This is a genomic window from Candidatus Flexicrinis affinis (genome assembly GCA_016716525.1).
GTDB classification, from domain to species: Bacteria; Chloroflexota; Anaerolineae; order Aggregatilineales; family Phototrophicaceae; genus Flexicrinis; species Flexicrinis affinis.
In genome coordinates this window covers 70,838-92,425 of the sequence record JADJWE010000002.1, presented here as the reverse complement: position 1 = coordinate 92,425, position 21,588 = coordinate 70,838, and the positions used below count along the sequence as shown (strand labels likewise).

The 21,588-nt window shown below is 64.1% G+C and carries 24 protein-coding genes; 17 read left to right on the top strand and 7 right to left on the bottom strand.

The features are described 5' to 3' along the window. Positions 1-3: 3 nt before the first annotated feature. Both IPM16_09590 and IPM16_09585 read right to left on the bottom strand, forming a co-directional pair. Positions 4-738, bottom strand: coding sequence for a hypothetical protein (locus IPM16_09590; GenBank protein MBK9123355.1), 735 nt, complete (start codon positions 736-738; stop codon positions 4-6). Then, complete coding sequence (locus IPM16_09585; GenBank protein MBK9123354.1) at positions 739-1,188, bottom strand: response regulator; 450 nt, start codon at positions 1,186-1,188, stop codon at positions 739-741. Between the two features lie 281 nt (positions 1,189-1,469). Between IPM16_09585 and IPM16_09580 the strand changes: the two genes are divergently transcribed. From IPM16_09580 to IPM16_09500, 17 genes are all read left to right on the top strand, one after another. Beyond that, positions 1,470-1,691 carry a hypothetical protein gene (locus IPM16_09580; protein ID MBK9123353.1) on the top strand — a complete coding sequence of 74 codons (222 nt, stop codon included), beginning with the start codon at positions 1,470-1,472 and terminating at the stop codon, positions 1,689-1,691. A 9-nt stretch (positions 1,692-1,700) separates the two neighbouring features. Beyond that, a complete protein-coding gene (locus IPM16_09575) occupies positions 1,701-2,165 on the top strand; it encodes a hypothetical protein (GenBank protein MBK9123352.1) in 465 nt (154 codons plus the stop codon). Beyond that, entirely contained in the window at positions 2,162-3,631 is a 1,470-nt protein-coding gene (locus IPM16_09570; GenBank protein ID MBK9123351.1) for a ThiF family adenylyltransferase, read from the top strand. Before IPM16_09575 ends, IPM16_09570 begins: the two co-directional genes overlap by 4 nt. Next, on the top strand, positions 3,609-4,487 hold the full coding sequence (locus tag IPM16_09565; GenBank protein MBK9123350.1) for a hypothetical protein: 879 nt from the start codon (positions 3,609-3,611) through the stop codon (positions 4,485-4,487). Before IPM16_09570 ends, IPM16_09565 begins: the two co-directional genes overlap by 23 nt. Positions 4,488-4,575: 88 nt before the next feature. Then, positions 4,576-5,124: a transcription antitermination factor NusB gene (nusB, locus tag IPM16_09560; GenBank protein ID MBK9123349.1), complete on the top strand. Its 549-nt coding sequence runs from the start codon at positions 4,576-4,578 to the stop codon at positions 5,122-5,124. 8 nt (positions 5,125-5,132) lie between these two features. Next, positions 5,133-6,098, top strand: a complete 966-nt coding sequence (locus IPM16_09555) for a thioredoxin domain-containing protein (GenBank protein ID MBK9123348.1) — start codon at positions 5,133-5,135, stop codon at positions 6,096-6,098. Further along, on the top strand, positions 6,098-7,483 hold the full coding sequence (locus IPM16_09550) for a hypothetical protein (protein ID MBK9123347.1): 1,386 nt from the start codon (positions 6,098-6,100) through the stop codon (positions 7,481-7,483). The genes IPM16_09555 and IPM16_09550 overlap by 1 nt, the downstream gene beginning before the upstream one ends. A 74-nt stretch (positions 7,484-7,557) precedes the next feature. After that, complete coding sequence (gene solA, locus IPM16_09545; protein MBK9123346.1) at positions 7,558-8,712, top strand: N-methyl-L-tryptophan oxidase; 1,155 nt, start codon at positions 7,558-7,560, stop codon at positions 8,710-8,712. Continuing rightward, positions 8,696-9,478: a hypothetical protein gene (locus tag IPM16_09540; GenBank protein ID MBK9123345.1), complete on the top strand. Its 783-nt coding sequence runs from the start codon at positions 8,696-8,698 to the stop codon at positions 9,476-9,478. Before solA ends, IPM16_09540 begins: the two co-directional genes overlap by 17 nt. 95 nt (positions 9,479-9,573) lie before the next feature. Next, entirely contained in the window at positions 9,574-10,413 is an 840-nt protein-coding gene (locus tag IPM16_09535) for a hypothetical protein (GenBank protein ID MBK9123344.1), read from the top strand. Between the two features lie 104 nt (positions 10,414-10,517). Further along, positions 10,518-11,750 (top strand): SH3 domain-containing protein, encoded by a 1,233-nt coding sequence (locus IPM16_09530; protein MBK9123343.1) that lies wholly within the window; start codon positions 10,518-10,520, stop codon positions 11,748-11,750. 6 nt (positions 11,751-11,756) lie between these two features. After that, the gene (gene maf / locus IPM16_09525; protein ID MBK9123342.1) at positions 11,757-12,398 is read left to right on the top strand and encodes a septum formation protein Maf; all 642 of its coding nucleotides are present in this window, start codon (positions 11,757-11,759) and stop codon (positions 12,396-12,398) included. Further along, positions 12,395-12,853, top strand: coding sequence for a hypothetical protein (locus IPM16_09520; protein MBK9123341.1), 459 nt, complete (start codon positions 12,395-12,397; stop codon positions 12,851-12,853). Before maf ends, IPM16_09520 begins: the two co-directional genes overlap by 4 nt. Before the next feature lie 106 nt (positions 12,854-12,959). After that, on the top strand, positions 12,960-13,631 hold the full coding sequence (locus tag IPM16_09515; GenBank protein ID MBK9123340.1) for a glycosyltransferase family 2 protein: 672 nt from the start codon (positions 12,960-12,962) through the stop codon (positions 13,629-13,631). Positions 13,632-13,635: 4 nt separating this feature from the next. Continuing rightward, positions 13,636-15,513 (top strand): glycosyltransferase family 39 protein, encoded by a 1,878-nt coding sequence (locus IPM16_09510; protein ID MBK9123339.1) that lies wholly within the window; start codon positions 13,636-13,638, stop codon positions 15,511-15,513. Positions 15,514-15,563: 50 nt separating this feature from the next. Next, positions 15,564-16,679 (top strand): hypothetical protein, encoded by a 1,116-nt coding sequence (locus IPM16_09505; GenBank protein ID MBK9123338.1) that lies wholly within the window; start codon positions 15,564-15,566, stop codon positions 16,677-16,679. Beyond that, positions 16,676-18,532, top strand: coding sequence for a hypothetical protein (locus tag IPM16_09500; GenBank protein MBK9123337.1), 1,857 nt, complete (start codon positions 16,676-16,678; stop codon positions 18,530-18,532). The genes IPM16_09505 and IPM16_09500 overlap by 4 nt, the downstream gene beginning before the upstream one ends. Here IPM16_09500 and IPM16_09495 read toward each other — a convergent pair. The 5 genes from IPM16_09495 to IPM16_09475 all read right to left on the bottom strand — a co-directional run bounded on the left by IPM16_09495 (position 18,529) and on the right by IPM16_09475 (position 21,579). After that, positions 18,529-18,735: a hypothetical protein gene (locus IPM16_09495; protein MBK9123336.1), complete on the bottom strand. Its 207-nt coding sequence runs from the start codon at positions 18,733-18,735 to the stop codon at positions 18,529-18,531. The two genes, IPM16_09500 and IPM16_09495, sit on opposite strands and share 4 nt — an antisense overlap. Further along, positions 18,732-19,277 (bottom strand): hypothetical protein, encoded by a 546-nt coding sequence (locus tag IPM16_09490; GenBank protein MBK9123335.1) that lies wholly within the window; start codon positions 19,275-19,277, stop codon positions 18,732-18,734. Before IPM16_09490 ends, IPM16_09495 begins: the two co-directional genes overlap by 4 nt. Beyond that, complete coding sequence (locus IPM16_09485; protein MBK9123334.1) at positions 19,274-20,302, bottom strand: prephenate dehydrogenase; 1,029 nt, start codon at positions 20,300-20,302, stop codon at positions 19,274-19,276. The genes IPM16_09490 and IPM16_09485 overlap by 4 nt, the downstream gene beginning before the upstream one ends. 21 nt (positions 20,303-20,323) lie before the next feature. Next, positions 20,324-20,743 carry an OsmC family protein gene (locus IPM16_09480; GenBank protein MBK9123333.1) on the bottom strand — a complete coding sequence of 140 codons (420 nt, stop codon included), beginning with the start codon at positions 20,741-20,743 and terminating at the stop codon, positions 20,324-20,326. 83 nt (positions 20,744-20,826) lie between these two features. Then, positions 20,827-21,579, bottom strand: a complete 753-nt coding sequence (locus IPM16_09475; GenBank protein MBK9123332.1) for an SDR family oxidoreductase — start codon at positions 21,577-21,579, stop codon at positions 20,827-20,829. Positions 21,580-21,588 lie beyond the last annotated feature (9 nt).

Below are 21,588 nucleotides of genomic sequence, written 5' to 3'. Positions count from 1 at the left end.
CGGCTAGCCGGGGTTCAACTGCGCGATGATGGCGCTGGCCGTCGGTGGGTCGATGCGCTGCTTCGCCATATAGCCGGCTTTCAGGCGTGACACGAGCTGTTCCACGGTGACCGACGGCAGCACGCTCGCCTTCTCGGTGATCCGCGCGTCGCCGACGATGACCGCGACGCCGAAGATGTACTCGGTTGGGACGTTCTTTCGCGCGAGATGATTGCGGACGGCCCGCATGTCGACAATGCATTCGTGCGTCGCGTTGATCCCTGCCGGCACCCAATCGCCGATACGGCCGGGCCGAAGCCAGCGGTCGCCTTCGACAAGAAGCGTTCCACCGCCTTCAACGATGCGGAACACCAGTACGCCGGGCGGGCCGATCAGCACGGCATCGATGTAGCCGAGCCGCACCGTATTCAAGCCGCGAAAGAGCACGTACTCGTCGCCCAACGCGCCGGACAGTACCGCCGCGACACGCTCTGTCAGCGGGCTTTTGCGCTTGAACGTCAGACCGCGCGCGATCGCCGCGATACCGAGTATTACGGCTACGACGCCCACAGCCTGCGCAATACTCACGATGGTCTGCAGGGTTGCCGCATCCGCAGAGCCGGGCGCGGCCAGCGGAACGCGCGATAGGAAAGCGCCGAGGACAATTAAAAAGACCCCGAAGGCGACGCCCCCGAAGCCAAAAACACTGAACTGGTAGGCCTGACGGGTGATCGCCCGACCGCCGGAGACGCTTTTCATTTAGGCCTTCGGAACGCGTGGAACCCGTGCCAGAGAATTCTGCCGCTTGCGCTTGCTGACGATCGAGTCGAGGCGGCGCTTCAGCTCGCTCCAACGCGGAAGCGGCTTGCGGATGTAGTCGTCTGGCTGGAACGTACGACGGTACATCTCGCGCTCGGTCGGGGTTTCGCGGTGCGCCGACATGACCACGATCGGCAGTCGGTTAAGCACGGGGCTGGCACGCAGGCGCTGACCTACGAGATGGCCGAGCTTGACGCGGTGAAACAGCAAGTCTAGCATCGCCAGTTCGGGCAGTTCGCCGACGTTATGGCCCTGATCGACGAGATCGATCCACTCTAGCGCTTCTTCGACCTCAACGAACAACAGCGTTTCAATTTCCCACCGCTCGAACGCCTCACACATGAGCTCGTAGAGGTTGGGGTCGTCTTCAACAATCATCCACGTCGTCATTGACGGAGCCTTACTGCCCTCGATAAGACCTGTAACATGATTATATGCGGTGCGGAGGCGCCTGAGATTACAATATACACACCAATCCGCAAGGCTCTGCCAATCCTCTCTGAGTCGATTAACGTTGGCGCAATTCTCTGCGAAGTTCTTACAATTCATCAACAACTGGGCCAAAACGCCGTCCGGCGCGTTGTCCTGAGCGCCACAGCACAGTACAATCTACATCATGACGGGATGCCGGTCCCCGGCGCCGTCTGGTAAGTGAGTGGAGGCGAGCGGGAATGGCACGTCAGAACGGTTACTGGGTAGGTGACCAGTTCATCGAAACGACCGAAGACCAGAAAACCGGTCAGGAGATCCTCGAAGCAGCGGGCAAAGATCCCGCTCGTACGCTGGTGGCCGTCAACGCGCGCGGTGAACGCACCATCGTCGATCGCGGGCAGCGGGTCGACGTGCGCGAATTCGACAAGTTTGAAGACCTGCCGTCATTCATCTACGGCTGAACCGGCGCAATGTCCGCCTTAATGCGCCGTGTGCGTGACGAGGTGTTTCAGATCATCGCGCCCGAGTACGGCACCGAACCCGACCGGGTCACGTATGACACGGCCGAGGGGACGTGGGTATGCGTGCGCAACCTGCCTGTACCCGCTCCATTGACCCGCAACGGCAACGGCTTAGTGGACGTGCTGCTCCTCGTCCCGCCGTACTACCCGCAAGTGCCGCCCGATGGCTTCTACTGCGATCAGAACCTGCGCATCAAGAATCACTATCTGCTGGGCTGGCGCGACAAGTACTTCCCGCAGCTTCAACAAGACCTCGTCAAGCAGGGCTGGCAGTGGTACTGCGCCCATGCCAACCCGCACCTGAATTCGGCGGCATGGCGCACCACCAGCAACCCCGGGCGCGGCGACAACCTGATGACGTATCTGCACCTGTGCCTTGCCATCCTCGGCAAGGAAGGCGGCAAGAACCCGTGAAGGCAGCGCATCACGTCGAAGTCGTGTTCACGGGCGAGCAGTACGAGTGGCTGCACGCGCACCTCTTTCAGCCCAACGACGACGAGCAAGCCGCGTACGCGTTTGCCTCGCCCGCAAAAGGTCCCGACCGGCTCAAGCTGCTGGTGCATCACATCCTTCCATTAGAGCGCACCGACTTCGACATCCAGAACGGCGGCTACCTGCAGGTGAGCGCGGAGACTGCGCGCAATCTGGTGTCGTATACGCTCGATTCGCCCTTCAGCCTGATTGAAATCCACTCGCACCCGTTCGCGCGTGAGCGGGTGGGGTTTAGCGGCATAGACACGGCCGAGGCCAAGCCGCGATTCGACTGGTTCGCGCAGCGCACGCCCGCCAACTTTCATCACGTCATGCTTGTGTTCGGCACCGACAGCGCAGACGGCATGATCTACGAGCGCAGCGACAAGTCGATGCGCCAGATCGGCGGCGTGACGATTCTCGGACATCCGTTCAAGCGGTTCGCCATCGGCGAGCAGCGCGGCGCGCGCGACCGCCGGCGCGACCCGTATTTGGCCCGCATGATCCGGCAGACTCAAGCCTTCGGGGACGAAGGACAGGCGCTGATCGCCGGGGCGCGCGTCGGCATCGTGGGCCTTGGCGGGATGGGCAGCGCCGTTGCTCAACAGCTTGCGCTCCTCGGCGTGCGCGATTTCGTGCTGATCGACGCCGATTCGCTGGAGACCCACAACCTCAATCGGTTCATTGGCGGCACCCCGCGTGATGCCGCCCGCAAGCGTGCGAAGGTGGACATCGTCGCCGACATGATTCGCTCGATCGACTCGCGCGCTCGCGTGCGCACCTTCGCGTCGACTTTCCCGACCCCTGATTCGGCCGCTGCGCTCAAATCGGTCGACGTGATGTTTGGCTGTGTCGATACGCACGGGAGCCGTCTGCTCCTGAACACGTTCTCGGTGCAGTACATGCTGCCGTATATCGACCTCGGCGTCGGGATCAATGCGGACGACAGCGGGACGATCACCGAATCCGGCGGCCAATACCGGGTCGTCATGCCGGGCGGTTTTTGTCTCGACTGCGTGCGCGCGATCGACCCGATCGCGGCGGGGCAGGACTTGCTGGCCGACGATCAACGCAAGCTGCACCAGTCGCGCGGGTACATCCCGACCGAGGACATCGCTGCGCCGGCCGTCGTGTTCCTCAATCAAACGCTGGCGTCGCTGGCGGTCGGCGAGTTCTTGAACCTGTTTACCGCATATCGCAAGCCGCAGCGGTTGACCTACTACTACTTGCACGATCAGTCGATGCGGTCGCTGCACATGGACGATCGGCGGAGCGATTGTGCGACGTGCATGCCCACCGGGCGGCTTGCCCGCGGCGACCTCGAACCGGTGCTGGGCGGGGAACCTGCCAAGCCGATCACGCTGTCCACGCTGCCGAGTCCGACCCATGGCCGATCCGATCCCGCGTAACAGCCGCGCGCATGAAACGGAGGAGTTCCGGCAGGCACGCTTGAACCGCGAGCGTCGCCCGCCGCCGCCGATGGGGCAGAACGTCGCCGGCGTGCACCGCTTTCGCGCCGCCGAACCTGCCGCGGCGCCCCGTGCCCAGCCGCAGCCCGCCCGCCCGGCAGAACCGCGCCTTGGCCGCCTTCGCGAGATGATCAACGCCGCACGGCCCGCGCACGCTCCGGCTTGGGCTGGCGCACGCCGGCCGATGGCCGTCCGGCCGCGGCTGTACGCCGTGTTCGAGTGGGCACGCCATCACACGGTACTGGTGTTTGGGGTCGCGCTGGCGATGACAGTGTTCCTCGTGCTGTCGTTCAGGCAGCCTGCGGCGCAGGCCGAAGCGGCTTCCAATCCAGTGTTCGATCCGCAGATACCCGTGCTGGCGGCCTCGGCGCCGATTGCATCGCCGGCCGAAGTGTGCGCCGTTACATCCGAGAAGCCGAAGTTTGTCGGCTCGATTGTGATGGAGGGCCAGCGCGTGCTGGTAGCCGATATCCCGGTGCGCGCGGTGGGCTGTCGCGGAAGGCTGGTGCGTGCAGCCCTGTGGGTATATCGCTCGCCGCAGATTCCGCTGGTATCGCCGGCGGCCGCTGCCATCTATCGAGGTGCAGGCGACCAGCTCACGGTTCAAGGGGTCCGACCCGTCGACTCCGACGACCAGTCGGTGACTCTGCGGCTTATCCTGCCACATTCGGCTTTCCCGGATACCCTCACGGGTCAGGCATGGCTGACGATGGTGACGCAAGCGTGGCCGGACGGCGAGGTGGCGTCTGCCGGGTCGCGCTACTCGGAACCGATGTTCTTCCAACGCCAGCAGTAGGCTAACGGCATATAGGCAAGGGCACGGGCTTCATGTAGACTTGCGCGCTGAATGACGCGTAGTTGAGACCAACTGGAAAGTATCCGCGATGCCGCTGCCGCAGCCTGACCTCGGCGATCTTGAACCCGGAGACGAAGTCAGCGTCGAAGAAGTCCCCCATCAGTGGACGACCCACGACAATAGTCTGGCCCGTCAGCTTGCCTTGCAGGCTATGTACGAGATCGACAGCACCGGTCATCCCACCGGTGACGTGATCGATCACCTGATTTCCGCATACGACTCGCCGCTGCCGGCCGATGTCGTGCGCCTGATGCGTGTCCTGGTCACCGGTGTCTTCAAGCATCGCGTCCGCATCGACGCCGCGATCCAGCCGTTTGCGCCGGAGTTTCCGGTCAAGCATCTGGCGGTGGTCGACCGCAACATCCTGCGCCTCGCCATCTTCGAGTTCGTCATCGCGCAGCTTGTGCCGATGGGCGTGGCGATTGACGAGGCCGTCAGTCTCGCCAAGGCGTTCGGATCGGATTCGTCGCCGCGGTTTGTCAACGGCGTGCTTGGAAACTTGATGGAAGACTCGGCGCTGGTTGCCCGCATGCGAGCGGAGATCGACCCGGCGTCGAGCGTAATCGACGGGGCCTAGGAGTCTGCATGTCCAGCCAAAAGAAGAAGACCTCCGCGAGCGCCAGCGCGTCCGCACGTACCAGAACTGAACTGCGTCAGCGTGAACGCGAGAAGCAGGCGCGCAATCAGCGCATTCGGATCATCGCGATCATCGCCGCTGCGGTCGTGGTGCTGGCCGGCGCGGTCTTGGTCCTTACGCGGACGCCGGCCGACGCGCCGATCCCGGAAACGGCCGCTAACTTTGCCGACCTCGACCAGCTCAATACCGAGAAGGGCTATCCGCGCGTGGGCAGCATCGAGGGCGTACGCGTGTCGCTGTTTAGCACGTTCGGCTGCGAGGAATGCCAGACCTTCCACAACGATACGCTGCCGGCACTGCTCGATCGCGCGCGCGCTGGCGAAATTTCGCTGTCGTTCGTCCCCTTGCGCTACGGGTCGGCGATTGCCAACCTCAACGGCGCGCTGCGGTCCGCGATCTGCGCGGCGCGGCAGGGCAAGTTCTTCGAATACGCCGATGCGCTGTATGCGTGGTCCGATGCCTACGAAAGCCAGGCCTTCCTGGACAACCGCTTGGTCACAGGCGCGGAGAACCTCGGACTTGACATGACCCTGTTCGACGAGTGTCGCCGATCGAACCCTGAGACCGCAATCTTGAACGCGGCCCAAGAGGATGCCGGCGGGCGCGCAACGACGCTCGTGCCGCCAGCGGTTGCCGTGAACGACATTCTGGTCGAATCGCTCGACATCGACGCGATCAACGCGGCCATCGACGCGGCGATTGCGCTGCGCAGCGGTGCGACACCCGAACCGACGAGTGACGCCGTCGCCGAACCGACGGCTGAACCCACAAGCGAGGCCTCGGCCGAGGCAACAGCCGCGCCGACGACAGCGCCTACGGACGCACCGACGTCTGAGCCGACAGCGGAACCGACAGCTGCGCCTACCGACGAACCGACCGCGCAACCGACGCCGGAACCCACGGACGGCGGCTAATGCGTCTGTCACCGACCGCTGTCGTCGCGGCGGCGATTGTCATTGGCGCGGCGCTCCTGTTTGCCGCCGTCATGTTGATCGCGCCTCCACAGCCGCTGCTGCTCTCGGCTGCATTTGACGACGCCATTCTGACACCCAACGCCGATGGCGAAGGGGACGTGACGAACTTCCGCTTCGCGCTGTCGCGGGCGGCGCGCGTGACGTTGACGCTGGACGACGACGGGACACGCTACGTCATTCGTGACGACCGGCCCGCGGCGGCTGGCGAGTATGCGCTGGCGTTCAGCGGCGTGGTCGCGGGTTATGTGCTGCCGGACGAAGACGTCGAGGGCGATGTCGAGCGGCGAGTCGTGCCAGACGGCGACTATACGTGGACCTTCGCCGTGGTCGATCCGGAATCCGGCGAGCGGGCCGAACAGACCGGGACGCTTTCGGTGCAGGGTGCAGAAAGCGACCTCCCCCGCCTCACCGGGTTTACGATTTCACCGACGGTTTTCACTCCGAACCAAGACGGCGTCGCGGATCGCGTGGCAATCAACGCGTATCTGCACAAGCCTGCCGAGGTCACCGGCTACCTGATCGGGCCGGACGGTGCCGAGGCGTATCTGTCCCCGCGCCAGACCGAGATTGAGCCGGGCGATGCGGGCTGGCAGCAGTTCGACTATGAAGGCGGCGTCGACATTGGCGCCGATCCGCCGCCCGACGGCGAGTATGTCGTTGTTATCGAGGCGCAGGACGCAGTCGGCCAGCGCGTGTCTGTTCGCGGTAATCTGTCGATTGCCGATGGCGGCAAGCCACGCGCAGGCATCCTGGGTCAGGCATCAGGAGCCGACGTCGTGTTCCTTGCACAGCCGTATGACGACGCGTACTTCTCCGACAATGCGGGTTTCGGCGAGCGTATCCCAGCGCCGGACGACCCGACCGCGAATCGACTCGGGCAGGTGGTCGTGCCGGTCGGTGACATGCTCGTCTTCCTGCTGTACGTCGAGAACTACGGCAGCAGCGCGATCCGCACCGACGGGCCTGAGCCGGGTACTGTCTATCAGCAGTCGCAGGTGGCGGCAGCGCTGGGTGGCATCGAACAGGACGGCGTGTGGCGTGTCGGTATCCAATGCGAGACGAGCGAGGAAAGCTACCCGTACCGTTGGGCAGTCGGCGCGTTCGACCAGCTGACGCGCGTCGAAGACGAAGCGACCGACAACGTCTACTACTACCTCGAACCCGGCCAACGCAGCGTGGTGTGGGGCGCCGTTCGGTTGACCGACATCGTACGGACGACGAACCCGCAGCAGTGTTGGGCCGGCTTGATTCACGAAGGCGTCGCTGTCGCTAACAACCGCATCGGAGCGCGCGACATCCTGATCGCCGACCCCAACGCCGACTAGCGGCGCGGCGAGTGTTGGTCAGTTTGCCCGCGCCGCGCTAGACTTTGCACAGCGTTTACCACGGGTCGGCACGCATGACATACGACGTAATCGTGCTTGGCGCAGGCGGCGCCGGCAGCGCGGCGGCATACTACCTTGCCCGGCGCGGCCAGCGTGTGCTGCTGCTAGAGCAGTTCACGATTGATCACCCCTACGGCAGCAGCTTCGGCAACAGCCGCATCATCCGCTATATGTACGACCATCCGACGTACGTCGAGATGGCGAAAGCCGCGTATCCGCTGTGGTACGCACTGCAAGACGAGGCAGGCGAACGCCTGCTCCACGAGGTTGGCGGCCTTGACTTTGGCCGGCGCGGTGCGCCAACGCTGGAAGCGACGTTGAGCGCCGTCGAGCAGTTCGGGATCGAAGTCGAGCACTTGACGCCTGCCGAAGGCATGCGGCGATACCCGCAGTTTCGTTTCGATGACGACATGACCGTCCTCTATCAGCGCGATTACGGCCTCCTGAACGCTTCGGCATGCGTCAAGTCACATGTGCGTCTGGCTGCACGGCATGGCGCGGTCGTCACCGACAACGCGCCAGTATCCCGGATCGACCTTCGCGCTGGGGGAGTCGAGGTCGTCACGCCGCACGGAACCCACGCCGCCGAGCGACTGATCGTGACGGCAGGCGCGTGGACGGCCCCACTGCTCGCGCCGCTGGGCGTCGACCTCCCGCTGCGAGTCGAGCGCGTTCAGTACGTGTTCTTCCAAGCGCCGAACCCGGCCGATTACCGCCCGGGCCGGTACCCGATCTTCATTTCGCACCTATACGAGTCGTACGAGCACGTGCCCTACAGCATTCCCGACTACGATGGCGCAGGTGTCAAGCTGGCGTTTCACGGGGGCGAGACCGTCGCAAGCGCGGATGATGTCGTGCGCGTGCCGGATGCCGATGCGGCCGACAAACTGCGCCCGTTCTTGCGCGATGTGCTGCCGGATTTGGCCGACGCACCAGCGCGCGAGACTCACATCTGTCTGTACAGCATGACGCCCGACCACCATTTCGTGATCGACCGGCACCCGGTCCACGAGAACGTGTTGTTTGCCAGCCCGTGCAGCGGTCACGGCTTCAAGTTTACGACACTCATTGGCAAGCTGCTGGCAGACTGGTCGATCGACGGCAAGACCGAGCACGACATGAGTTTATTCACGCATACGCGGTTCTCAGCCCATGAATCTGTTACGTAATGCCGAGTTCGAAGACACGCTGTTCGTGCCGGCGGTGACGAGCGCCGACGGCTTCACGGTCATGCGCGTCCCACGCGAGTGGGAGGGTGGGGTGCTGACCAGCATGTCGCCGATGCGTTGGATCAACAAGGTGCCGGTAGGCGCGGCAGGCGGGCGCCGGGTGAGCGGGCAGCGCTCGTACCACATGTACTGCGAGGATGGGACGTTCACGGCGTGGCTGTACCAACGGGTCGCGGTGCGGCCGGGAACGCCGTTGGCCGCCGGTGCGCAGGTCTTCATCGAGGGCGTCGAGGGCGCGGTCGCCCGTGTAGGCATCGACGTGAGCGGCGGAAACAACCCGTATGTGTCCAGCGTGATCTGGTCGCCGTGGGCGACCGCCCTCAACAAGTGGACGGCCCGCGCGGTGAGCGCCGTCGCAACCGGCGAGTTCGCCACGCTGTTTCTGTATGCGACACAGGTCGCTCAGGCCGATCCAAACGGCGTATACTGGGATTCGGCGTACATCGACGGCACGTTAGGAGCCATCCCGAATCACGTGACGCTCGAAGTCGCGCTGCGCTATAACATGCGCTTCCGTTCAGGCCCCGGCGCGCACTTTCCCGAAATCGACCGCATTCCGCGCGATACGATTCTCGTCGCCGTCGCTCGGACGGCGGATGCGCTGTGGGTGATGACCGAATTCGACCAGCGGACGGGATGGCTGGCAGCGCAGTACTGCCTGTTCGACGGCGATATCATGCGCCTGCCTGTGGCGACGGGCGGCTGACCGAACATGAATTTGGGATTCGGTTAGGATGATGCCTGCACGCTGTGTAAAGCGGTAGAGTAACGGCGTTGAGCAATCAAGACTCGCGAGAATCCGTGGCTGCAACCAATTTGAACCGCGACGCCATGGTGCGTGCGTTCGTCAACGATCTGTATCAGATCGACGGCGGGTTGCCCACTTGGGCGCGCCGGCAGAATCCCATTGTCAAACGCCATCTCGGCTTGTACTGGCGAATCATGCCGCCGCAGTTCGAGGCGGTATTACGCTGGTACCTGATCGAGTCCGGCGTCATTCTGCTGACGATCCCGATTCCGTTCCTGTTCACCGTGCTGCTGCCGTTGGTGCTGGCCTCGCTTACGGTGCTGCCCGGCGCGTTGGTGTATTACGGCCGGATCCTGTACGACCTCGCTGCGGACGCCTCGCGACAGATGGTCGCCGAAGTCGAGAATCACACGCTCCCGCTGCTGCTGACGACGCCGATTCCAACACGTCGCATCCTGTTGTCGAAGATGGCCGGTGCGTTGTGGAAGCAGTCCGAACCTTTCGGACTGCTGATGGCAATTTCCAGTATCTCGCAGGTGCCGACCTTGTTCTTGCTCTACGCGAACATGTACCCGCCGCAGGAATACGGAGTCAGTGCGCAGTTCGTCACCATCGTCGCGTTCGCCACATCGCTCGTTCGCTTGCCGGCCGAAATGTTGATGACGTCAGCGCTTGGCGTCTTTGTGGGAGCCGTGACCCGTGGTAAGGGGGCCGCTGCGGCTACTACGCTGGCGGGGCTGGGCTTCTACTTCCTCCTCATCAACATGCTTCGCCTCGTCCCCTCCGATCCGATCCCGCGTCTGCTGATCGACGGTCTGCTGCCGATGATTGTGCCGCCGGTGCTCACGTATATTCTGCTTCTGCTCACCGAGCAGGCGCTTCGATCCGAATAGTCATCGTAGGCTGTCAGCACGACGCGCGGCGCGCAAGCACACCCCGAATTCGTGGTATCCTTACGGCAGAAGACCCACCGCGATCTGACGTAAGGAGACCCATCATGACTCAACGCCCTAAGGCCCGGGTTTTCGCATTGCTGACTGTGCTGCTGAGCGCGATCCTGCTCAGCGTAACGGGGCCTGCGTTCGCCCAAGCCGATCCACTCGTCAACCCGAACGTCGTTATCTCGTTCCCTCCGCCGGTGTATGTGGTGCGTGGGCAGTTCGAGGTGCGTGGCACGGTCAATCTGCCTAATCTCGCCAACTATTTCCTTGAGTTCCGCCAGCTTGATCCTGAAACGCTGTTGCCCGCAACCGAGGACGACCCGTTCCTTCCGGCCAGCCTGCCGACGACCGGCATCGTCATTGAAGACGTGCTGGCCACGTGGGACACGACCGTGCTTGAGGACGGCTTGTATCAGCTTCGCTTGACGGCGAACGTTAGCCGGCAAGGGCCGACGCATTTCATCGTGGCGCCGCTGCGCGTTGAGAACTTCCCGCCGCCGTTCGTGGTGATCGATGAGGGTCAACCCCCTGCCGAACCGACCTCCAGCGGTGGCGGACCGATCATCATTCGGCCCGGATTGACCCCGACGCAAGGCGGCATCGTGATTACGCGTCCGACGCTGGCCGCGACGCCGACCTCGATCAGCAACGATCCGATTGTAACGGCCAACGTCGACGCCAACGTGCGCTCAGGTGATTCGACAGCCTATCCGGTGGTCGGCTCGCTGCCGGTCGGCTTCCAAGCCGCGATCCTAGGCATCAGCACGTCCGGCTCGGGCTGGTACTACATCGAACTCGATAACGGACGGCGCGGGTTCATATCGCCAACCATTGTGACCGTTGCCGGCAACCTCGCCAACATCCCGCGTATCGATCCGCCGCCGGTTCCGGCCACGCCGACCCCGACCCCACGCCCTGCTGCTGGTGACATTATCGCCAATGGACTCGGCACCGTGCCGTCCGAGCCCCGCTGCGCGGAGACGTTCCAAGTTCAGGTCAACGTCACCAACATCGGCTCGGCGACGCCAACTTCCGGCGGTATCTTGCAGGTCAACGCGGTGCATGTAGCAACGGGTCAGGTGACCGGCTCAACGCAAGGGCCGTTCCCGCCGTTGTCGCCCGGGCAGAATTTCGTGGTGGTGGCCCCGCTGACGCTGTCGCAATTCGGCGGCGAAGACTATCGCTTCGTTGCCATCGTGGACGTGAATGGTCAGATCGCAGAAGAGAACGAGAACAACAACACGTTCACGTCGTCCATCATCCGTTTGCGGCGCGCGGGCTGCCCATAGACCCGCATGCCGCTGATCCTCGCATCAAGTTCTCCCCGGCGGCGCGACCTGATCGCGTCGCTGGGGATTCCATTCACCGTCGCCCGGCCGGATATCAACGAAGACATCCGGTCGGATGAGTCCCCGATCGCGTACGTTGAACGGCTCAGCCGCGAGAAGGCTTGCGCGGTGGCCGCGGGACTCAGCGAGTCGGATGTGGTGCTGGCTGCCGATACGATCGTGCTGGCAGCGGATACCGTAGGGGTTGCCGGTGATGGCGCGCTGCTCGGCAAACCCGCCGACGCCGCCGAAGCCCGCGCGATGCTCCGCCGCTTGCGTGAGCATCCTCACACCGTGCATACGGCCTTCGCGCTGATGCGCGGCGGCACGTCTGTCCCGCTTCACGCGGAACGCGTCGAGACGCGCGTGACAATGCGGCCGTACTCCGATGCCGAGATCGACGCCTACATCGCCACGGGCGACCCGTTCGACAAGGCTGGCAGCTACGCGATCCAACACAACGGGTTCAGCCCGGTCGCGCGCATCGATGGGTGCTATACCAATGTCGTCGGGCTTCCGCTGTGCGCGGTCAAGCGCGCATTGGCGCAGGCTGGCTTCGCGGTCGACGCGCCGCGGGACTGCGACTGCGCCGTGTTTGCCCTGCCGTGATCTGGCACTGGCGCCGCCCGGGCCTGCTCCTGCGCTGGAACGGGGTGCTGTGCGCGGTGATGATCTTCCTGTGGTCCGGCCCGGAGGATACCCGCATCGGCAGTGCGGTGGCGCTTGGCGTTTGGGCCGCGGTCTCGCTCGGCACGTATTGGGCTTCGCGCTACAGCCGTACGACCTTCGTCGGGTGGAAAGCCGCCGTTTGCTGGGCAGCGTTCGGATCGGCTGTCGGGGCGGGCGCGGCGCTGTGCACCGTGCTGGTCATGCTGTTCAAAGACGTACGGCACGCCCATCCGTTCCCCGACTTTCCGCCCGGTCTGTTGGCGGCGATGATTGCGCGGATACCGGCGTGGGCTGCTGCCGGCGCGCTGTTGGGCATCAGCTTCGGGTTGGTACGCGCCGCGCTTGACCCTCGTTCTACCGACGCGGCGGCGCCGGACGGCCACGGCGTGCTATAATGCCGGCCAACTTCCTCTTTGCACGGAGACGCCTGCCGTGACCGATGTCCTTCATGCCCACAAGCGGGCGCTCGATTTCGAAAAGACGCTCAAGCTCACCGTCGTAATCCCGTGCTTCAACGAGGTCAACACCGTCGAGGAAGTGCTCAAGCGCGTGATGGCCGTAGGGCTGGCCGACGAGGTCATCATCGTCGATGACGGTTCGACCGATGGCACGCGCGACGTGTTGGCTGAGATCGAAGCGCAGGCACTACCGGGGGTGCGCGTGCTGTATCACACCGCGAACAAGGGCAAGGGCGCCGCACTCGTGACCGGCTTCGCGGAATCCACGGGCGATGTGCTGCTGATTCAGGACGCCGACTTTGAATATGATCCGCGCGACTATCCCTCGCTATTGCAGCCGATCGAAGAAGGGATCGCCAAAGTCGTGTACGGCTCGCGGTTCCTCGGCGGGCCGCGCAAGGCGATGAACTTTTGGAACATGGTCGCCAACAAATCGCTCACGCTCGCGACGAACATCCTCTACAACGCGATTTTGAGCGACATGGAGACGTGCTACAAGTGCTTTCGCGCCGAGGTCGTGCGCGGGATGATCATTCGCGCGCGCGGTTTCGAGTTCGAGCCGGAAGTGACGGCGAAAGTGCTCAAGCAGGGCATCCGCATCTACGAAGTGCCGATCAGCTATAACGGCCGCGAGTGGACCGAAGGCAAGAAGATCAAGTGGCACGACGCGCCGAAGGCGCTCTGGACCCTCCTGAAGTACCGCTTCGTCAACTAGCACCATGCCGGGTAAGGCACGCTGGATCGTCCTGACGGCCGCGCTGGTCGGTGCGATTGCCGTTGTCTTCGCGTTCGACCTGACGCCGTGGGTGCGCGGAGGTTACGGTTGGCGTTGGACGTACGATCCGCTTTCGCTTCCGGCGTGGATCCTCCCGGTAGCGGCCGTAACGGCGTACAGCATCGGCGCGGCACTCTTAGTCCGCCGGTCCGCAGCGCATGCATTGGTGGCGTGGTCCGCGCTCGGCGCGGTCGTGCTGGCTTTGGCAGTCACAGCGGCGCATGAGGGCGATGCCGTCTACGGGTTGTTTGCCCGCACGATCAGCAAGGTCGGCACCGGCCCGTTCTGGCTGAGCGCGACGATCGACTGGACGGGTGGAGGCTGGCGCGACTGGACGGCGGTAATGGCCTCTGCCGGCGGCCACTTGAGCAACCTGCCGCCCGGATGGGCGATGCTGTACGCACTACTCTCCGGCGCGGGCGACGCACTCCCGGCCATCAGCCAGCCTATCAGCGACGCGCTGTGGCCGTATCAGTGTCACAACTTCGAGGTGTTGGCGTATTCGCCGGGTCAGGTATCGGCCGCCGTATTCGGGATGTTGACGCCGCTTTGGGTTGGCTTGACCGCCATCCCGCTGTATAGACTGACTCGCCGGTTGTCGGACGAACGGACGGCCCGACTTGCGGTTGTTCTGTGGCCCCTAACGCCGGCGCTGGCCGCGTTCGCCGGCAGCATGAATACGGTGTATCCACTGGCGACCCTGTGGGCCGTTGGACTGCTCGCTGCGGCGCTTGCCGCGGACCGCGAGAGCCGCCGACTGATCGCTGCGTGCGGGGCCGGCGCGATCTCTGGGGTCGCGCTGTTCTTCAACTTCGCGTTTGCGCCTCTGCCGCTGATCCTCGGGCTTTTTGCCTTGGCCTACGGGCTGCGCGTCGAACGGCGCGCCTTTGTGGCGATCGTCCGCATCGGCATCGCAGCGGGCATTGGGTTCGCTGTGCCGTGGGCGCTGTTCTGGATGACCACGGGCTTGACGCCGCTCGACCTCATTCGCGCGTCGTTCGAGTTTCACCTCGACCTTGATCGACCATACGCATTCTGGGTCGTCATGCACGCGTGGGACTGGCTCGTGTGGGCAGGCGTCGGATTGATTGTGCCGGCGGTCGTGTCCGCCGTAGGTGGTTGGCGCGCACGCTCGGGACTGGGCGCGTTGAGCGCCGCGCTGTTGGTGGGAATGGCGATCGTGACGTTGAGTGGTACGGCACGCGGCGAGACCGGCCGGGTATGGCTGGTCTTTACGCCGCTGCTGATCGCGGCTGGCGCGGACGGCTTATCCAGAGTGCGGCCGCGCGCGGGGCATATCGCCATATTCGGCGCGGCGCACGCGACACTTATGCTCGTCCTGACCATGTCGATTTCGGTAATGGGGTTGGATGTCACTCCCCCGCCAATTCCCGACGTCATGACGGCCGACCGGCCAGTTGATGCCACGTTTGTGGATGGGGCTGACGCACCGTTCGCGCGACTGACCAGGTGGGACGCGGCACCCGCCGGCGATCAGCTTGCCGTGCGTTTGACGTTGGATGTGCTCAAGCGCCCGCAGGAACCGTATTGGATCGGGTCGATTCTCGTACCCGCATCTGGAGACCCGATCGCCGCCGAACCGCAGCAGCCGCGAAACGCCGACGCCACGATCGTCCCGGTGACGTGTTGGGCACCCGGGGCGAGCGTGACCGCCACGGTTGTGCAGCCTCTCGGCACGGCATCGCTTAACGGCGCGTATCTCAGCATCGCACTCTACGGCGCGCAAGCCGGTGGCGGACCCTTAACGGTCGTCACGGAGGCCGGCGAGGAGCGTCAGGTCGGCATAGGTCCAGTCCAGTGAGCGGCTGCGCCGCCCGTGCTATGATGGGTGCGGATCGAATGGGGGGAGTCATGCGCGTCCGTGCTCTTCGAGGAATTCTGGTGGCAGTGGCGGCGTTCGCTGTCTTTTCGTCCGTCGCGCGTGCCGACCCTGACGACGGCGGACAAGTCGACGTGCTGGTGCTGATCGGTCAGAATGCGCGTGCCATCGCGGGTGGAACCGACTTGCAGGCCATCGGACTGATCGACGCGGCATTCGACAGCGTGAATCAGGCATACGCGACGGCGGGCGTGAACACGCAGATGCATGTCGTCGGCTACCAGCCCGTGTTCTTCCTCGAACAGATCAACGGCGATCCGAACGCCGACCTCAACAGCCTGACCGGCACAGCGGACGGCATCCTCGACGAAATTCACGCGCTGCGCGACGCGTATGCGGCAGACATGGTTGTGCTTGTGGCCGGGTCGTGGTTCGCAATCTACGACGGCAACGGGCACCCGGTTCCACCTTTCGATGACGACCTCGGTTTCATCGTCCTCGAAATGCGTGCGATCGCCACCAATGTTGCGCTCAAGTGGACGACCCGGGCGCTGGGCGTCGACGCACTGCCACCGTTCACTCAGCCGCAGATCGACGCGCTCAACGCCAATCGTCTGACCGTCGCCAATTACCGCGAGTCGGATTCGCGCACGATTGGCGCTTCCGAGCTGGCGCTCAACGGCGGTTTCGAACTGGACGCCGACGTCGATGGCGTGCCCGACTTCTGGGCGGCGAAGAATTGGCATACCGGCGACAAGTGGACGTGCAATGCACCGGCCGGGTCGAACGGATGCGTCGTGAAGGTTAAGCAGGGCGGAGCACCCAAGAAACTCAAGACGAAGATCGTTTCGCCGCCGGTGGCACTGATGGACACGGTGACCGGATCGGTTCGCGCACTCACAAACGACGGTACTTGCGCTTCTGTGAAACTCACCGTGACGTATGTCGACGTCGGCGCAAGCAAGGCGTCGACGAACGAATGCTTTGCCGCGGCCGATGGGTGGGTGACCGCGAGCGCGACGGCGCAGGTGGTCGGCACGGTCGACAAGATCAAGACGACTATCCTTGTCGCGGGGCAGGGCAAGGTATGGCTGGACGACGCCTCGATCCTCGTTACGCCGCTTGCGGTACTGCGAGGTGCGCGATGAGCAGGCGGCTGATCGGCGCCATCGTGCTTGGCGTGCTGGCGACGCTGGCCGGCATGGCCGTATCGCAGCCGCTGCCCGTACCCGGCGCGCCGCTGTTCGGTGATGTCGACCCGGCCCGAACCGATGCGGCCTTGCTGCCGCCTTTGCAGGTCGGCACGCTGCGCTGGGGATTGGCTGAACTGTCGGCAGTCCCCGGCGCTCTGAGCGCCCCCGCGCTCACATTCAACCTGTTTCCCGACGTGTCGATCGTCGCGCAGGGTCGCCCGCAGCCGACCGAACGCCGTGCCGTGTCAAACACAGCGGTGTGGACGGGTCGCGTTCCCGGTGGCGAGCCTTCGGCGGTGGTCGTCGCCAGCGATGGCGTAAATCTCGACGCGCGCGTCGTGGTCGGGGGACTGGTCTACCACGTGCAGTCGGTCGGTTCGGGCCTCGTGCGCATCAGCGAGATCGACATGGCGGCAGGACGTCATGACGCACAAGGGCGGCCAATCGATGATGCCGTGCCGTACGAATTGACGCCGGAGGACATCGCGCATGGCGAACGCATGCGCTCAGCTGTCCGCGCGGACGACGGCACGATCATCGACGTGATGGTGGTGTACACACCGGCGGCGCAGGCGTTCCTCGGCAGCGAGGCGGCGATTCGGCTTGCGATCGAGGCGACCGTTGCGCTGACGAACCTCACGTATCAGAACAGCGGCGTCGGGTTCCGCATTCGGCTCGTACACGTCGCGCCAGTCGAATACGTCGAGCAGGGATTTAGCGACCTGAGCCGCCTATCGGGGTCGTCCGACGGGCACATGGACATCGTCCATCAGTGGCGTGACCAGTACAAGGCGGACCTCGTCGCACTGATTGCCGGGACGCCAGTGGCCGAGCGCAATTACTGCGGAATTGCCAACCTTGCGTTAGGCATGCCCGCGCCCGGGTCGGCGTTCAGTGTGACCGAGGCGCTTTGCATCAGCGATATTACGTTTGCGCACGAGCTGGGCCACAACATGGGCAAAGCGCACGACCGCGCCAACGGCTTCATCGCCATCGACCCGTATGCGTACGGATATCAGGACGAAAGCGAAGGTCCCGGCGATTACGGCGACTTCGTGACCGTGATGGCGTACAGCACCGCCGGCGAATGCCCGCCCGTGTACGTGTTCGGTGTTTGCCCGGCCGTCGCGTATTGGTCCGACCCGGACGCGACGTACAACGGTAAGCCGTTAGGCCGGCCCGGTGCCAACGGCGAGGACAACGTGCAATCGCTGGCGAACACCCAGTTCCCGATCGCCAACTACCGCGTGTCCGACGACGCCGGCAGCACGATCCCGACGCCTGTGCCGACGCTCACGCCGGTCCCGACTCCGGACACACCGCCGCAAGGGTACCCGCTTAACCGTTCGTTCGAGGTTGATGTCGATGCGAATGCGCTTCCTGACGGATGGGCATGGTTGGGCGGTGACGGCGCGCTGAAGTGCGACACCGGCAAAAGCCCCGACGGAACGTGCTGGGTCAAGCTCAAGCCCGGCGCCGCGATCCGTCAGGTTGTACCGTTCGATCCCGCCGACTTTGTACTCGGCGCCGAGGCGACGATCGGTGTTCAGGTGCGGCCGATTGGCGCCTCGCCCGGGTGCTCATGGGCCGTTCTCAAGCTGATTTACAGCGATCCCGGGGCGGGTGCGTTGGGCAATGGCAAGGACAAACTCAAGCTCGCGCTGCCAACCGCGCCGGATCGACAGTGGACGCTTGCGACCGGGGCATTGACCATCGACGCAGCGGTTGCAGCCATCAAGCTCAAGTTCAAAGCGGGGACGTGCGGTGGAAAGTGGGGAATAGACGCCGCCGAACTGACCGTGAACTAAACCTCGGATGTCTTGACGCGGGCAACTAAGTAACTGCCGACCAGCAGCACGATCAGCGCGACGACACCAAACCCGATGCACACCGGCAGCGAATACTGCCCGGCGCCGATCAGTGCCAGCACGAAGCTGATCCCCACGCCGACGAACACCACGAACATCACAGCCCGCGCCAACATGCGGGCGACAATGCGGTCGCGGGTCATCCGCCCTCCGTCATCACGAGCGTCACGTTGATCTTACGACCCAGCGTCGGAAAGCGGATTTCGTCGGAATGGACGAACTTGACTGCCAGATCGCCGGGGTCGCCTTCCGTGACGACGTGCTTCTGCACGCTCATGCCAAGCGGCTGGCCAGCCATAATGGCGAACGCCATGAAAGTCACCGTGCGCGAGAAGTGCTGGCCCGTGAGCCGGCGCCGTCCCCACAGCATAAACAGGCCGACCAGTGCGGCCAACGTGCCTTGAACGATCAAGTTCGTGCCGCAGCTCGGATGAATAGCGAGGTTGTGCTCGCCAGCTCGCATACGCTTGAGCGCTTCATGCACGGCGGCTTCCACGGCATCAGGGTCGGCGTTGTGCAGCAGAATGAAGCCGAAGGGCTGGCTGACGCCAGAGACTCGCAGCGTCGACATCTTGCGCTGCAGCATGTGCACAGTAGCGTGTTCGAGCGCGTGATTTCGGCGCAACCTGCGAATCGGGCTGAACCACAAGATCGGATGTGCACGCTTGGCGAGATTTTCGATCATGACCGGTCGTCATCCTGACTGCTGCCACGGTTGCGCAGCTTGTTTCCGACCCATCCGCCGAGCAGCGCGCTCATGATTCCGGGCGGCTCGGGTGACTTGATTTTGTCGTCGTCGAATTTCCAGTGATAGCGCCGGTTATACCACTGCTCGTACGTCTCGGCGGCAGAGGCAATCACCGGCTCAAGCGTGTTGTGGTCCTGCGCTGCTAAGGCAGCCCGCAAATCACGCAGGGTCGCCATAACGGTATCGAGGACGCGCACGACATCGGGGCCGGAATCGCGCAGGATGGCCGCAAGGTCGTCCGGATGCGTGTCGTACAGCACGTGCGTCATGGCGCCGAAGGTCGGGTTGGTGTTGCGCTGTACGTCGCCCCAGCCCGTCGCCCGGCTGAGCGCAAGGTAGTAGCCCAAACCAAGCACATTCGGCAGCACTTCCGTGGCCGCCATCAGAACATCATGTTCGGCCGGATCGGTGAACTGCGAGCGCGAACCGAGCAGGCCGCTGAAGTCGGTCGCCAGTTCGATTGCCTCGGGGATGCTCGTGACGCTGGGCGTAATGAGCATCAGCCCGTCATCGAACAGCGACTCGCTGGCGCGGTCGGCGGTGTCGACCGGGTCGAACAGCACGGCGGGGTTGAACAGCGGCGTCATGCCGATCATGTGGGCATCGTTCTTGAGGTGCTTCTCCGCCCATTTAATCGGTTCCTGCTTAAGAGGCGAGAAGTCCAGGACGACAGCTCCGGGCCGCAGTTCGGGCGCAAAATAGTCGTAGGCAGCCTTGACCTCGGCGTAGGGCAGGGCGATCACGACGATGTCCTTGCCGCGTGCCGCGTCGGCTGGCTGATGGGCGATCGAGTCGACCGCGCCGCGCTTCTGGGCCGCCTTCGCGTCGTCGGGCCGGGTGCTGAACCCGGTCACCGTGAACGCGTGTTTGGATTGCGCACGTGCGCTGTAGCGCTTGAGCGCCAACCCGATCGACGCGCCAACGCGCCCGAGACCGAGGATGGCGACCTGAACTTCTGCCATGGTGGTTTTCCTAGAGTTTGACTAGACGAGCTTGGCGCTAAGCGTCATCGGCACGGCCGACAACGCGCGGGACACAATGCATCCCGTCTTGGTGTTTTCGGCCAGTTCTTGGAACTTGCTGTCGTCAATGCCGGGGACCTCGGCTTCGACATCGAGGTCGATCTGGCTGATCGAGAAGCCGGCCTCGCCCTTCGTCAGATGGACCTTGGCGGTCGTGCTAACGCGCGTAGCGGGGGTGCCGTTGCGGCCAAGCGCTGCACCGAGTGCCATTGCAAAGCAGCCGGCATGCGCGGCGCCAAGTAGTTCCTCGGGGTTGGTGCCATCGCCGTTCTCGAAGCGGGACATGAAGGAGTAGTTCTGTTCGAACGGGCCGTAGCTGACCTTGCCCGTGCCTTCCTGAAGCGTGCCCTGCCAGACTGCGGTCGCGTTGCGGGTAGGCATAGTAGCGTATCTCCTCGAGTTTGTATGCGGGTTCAACCGCACGAGTATACAACATCGGCTGAACAGGCCGGGTTAGAAGCGGGTTAGGTTCGCAGGTACGATGCCCCGTTGATGTCGAGGATGGCACCGGTCATGAATTTGGCTTTGTCCGAGGCTGCGAAGACCACGGCGTATGCAACTTCCTCGACTGTCGCGACACGGCCATACGGCGACTGCCCGCGGATGGCGTCGCCGGCGGGGCCGTCCATGTGTTCGGTCGCCATATCGGTGTCAACCCAGCCCGGCGCGACGCTGATGACGTGAATGCGGCGGGGCGCGAGCGCGACTGCGAGCGACTGGCCCATGCTGTTCATGCCGGCCTTGCTTGCTCCGTATGCCGGGCTGAACGGCTCGCCGCGAAATGCGCCGCGCGAGCTAACGTTCACCACGGCCCCGCCGTCTTCCATGACGCGCACGGCCCAGTAGATCGAGTCGGCCGCGGCGACGAGGTTGGTCTGGATGATGGCGTCCCACTGTGCTTTCCAGTCGTCGTAGTCGGCGCTCAGGACCGGATGTTCGGTGTAGATGCCGGCGTTGTTGATCAGGATATCCAGCCCGCCCAATGCATCGACCGCGGCGTCGACCATGGCACGCGCGGCATCGCGCTGCGACAGGTCGGCTTGAACGAGCGCGTGACCCGATCCAGATAGGCTTGAAAGGACCTCGGCGGCGGCGCTCGCACTGTGGTTGTAATGGACGGCGATTGCGGCGCCTTGATCTGCCAGCATGCGGGCGACCCCGGCGCCGATCCCGCGGCTCGCACCGGTCACCAGTGCGCGTTTCCCTGCGAATTCCATCGCATTCCT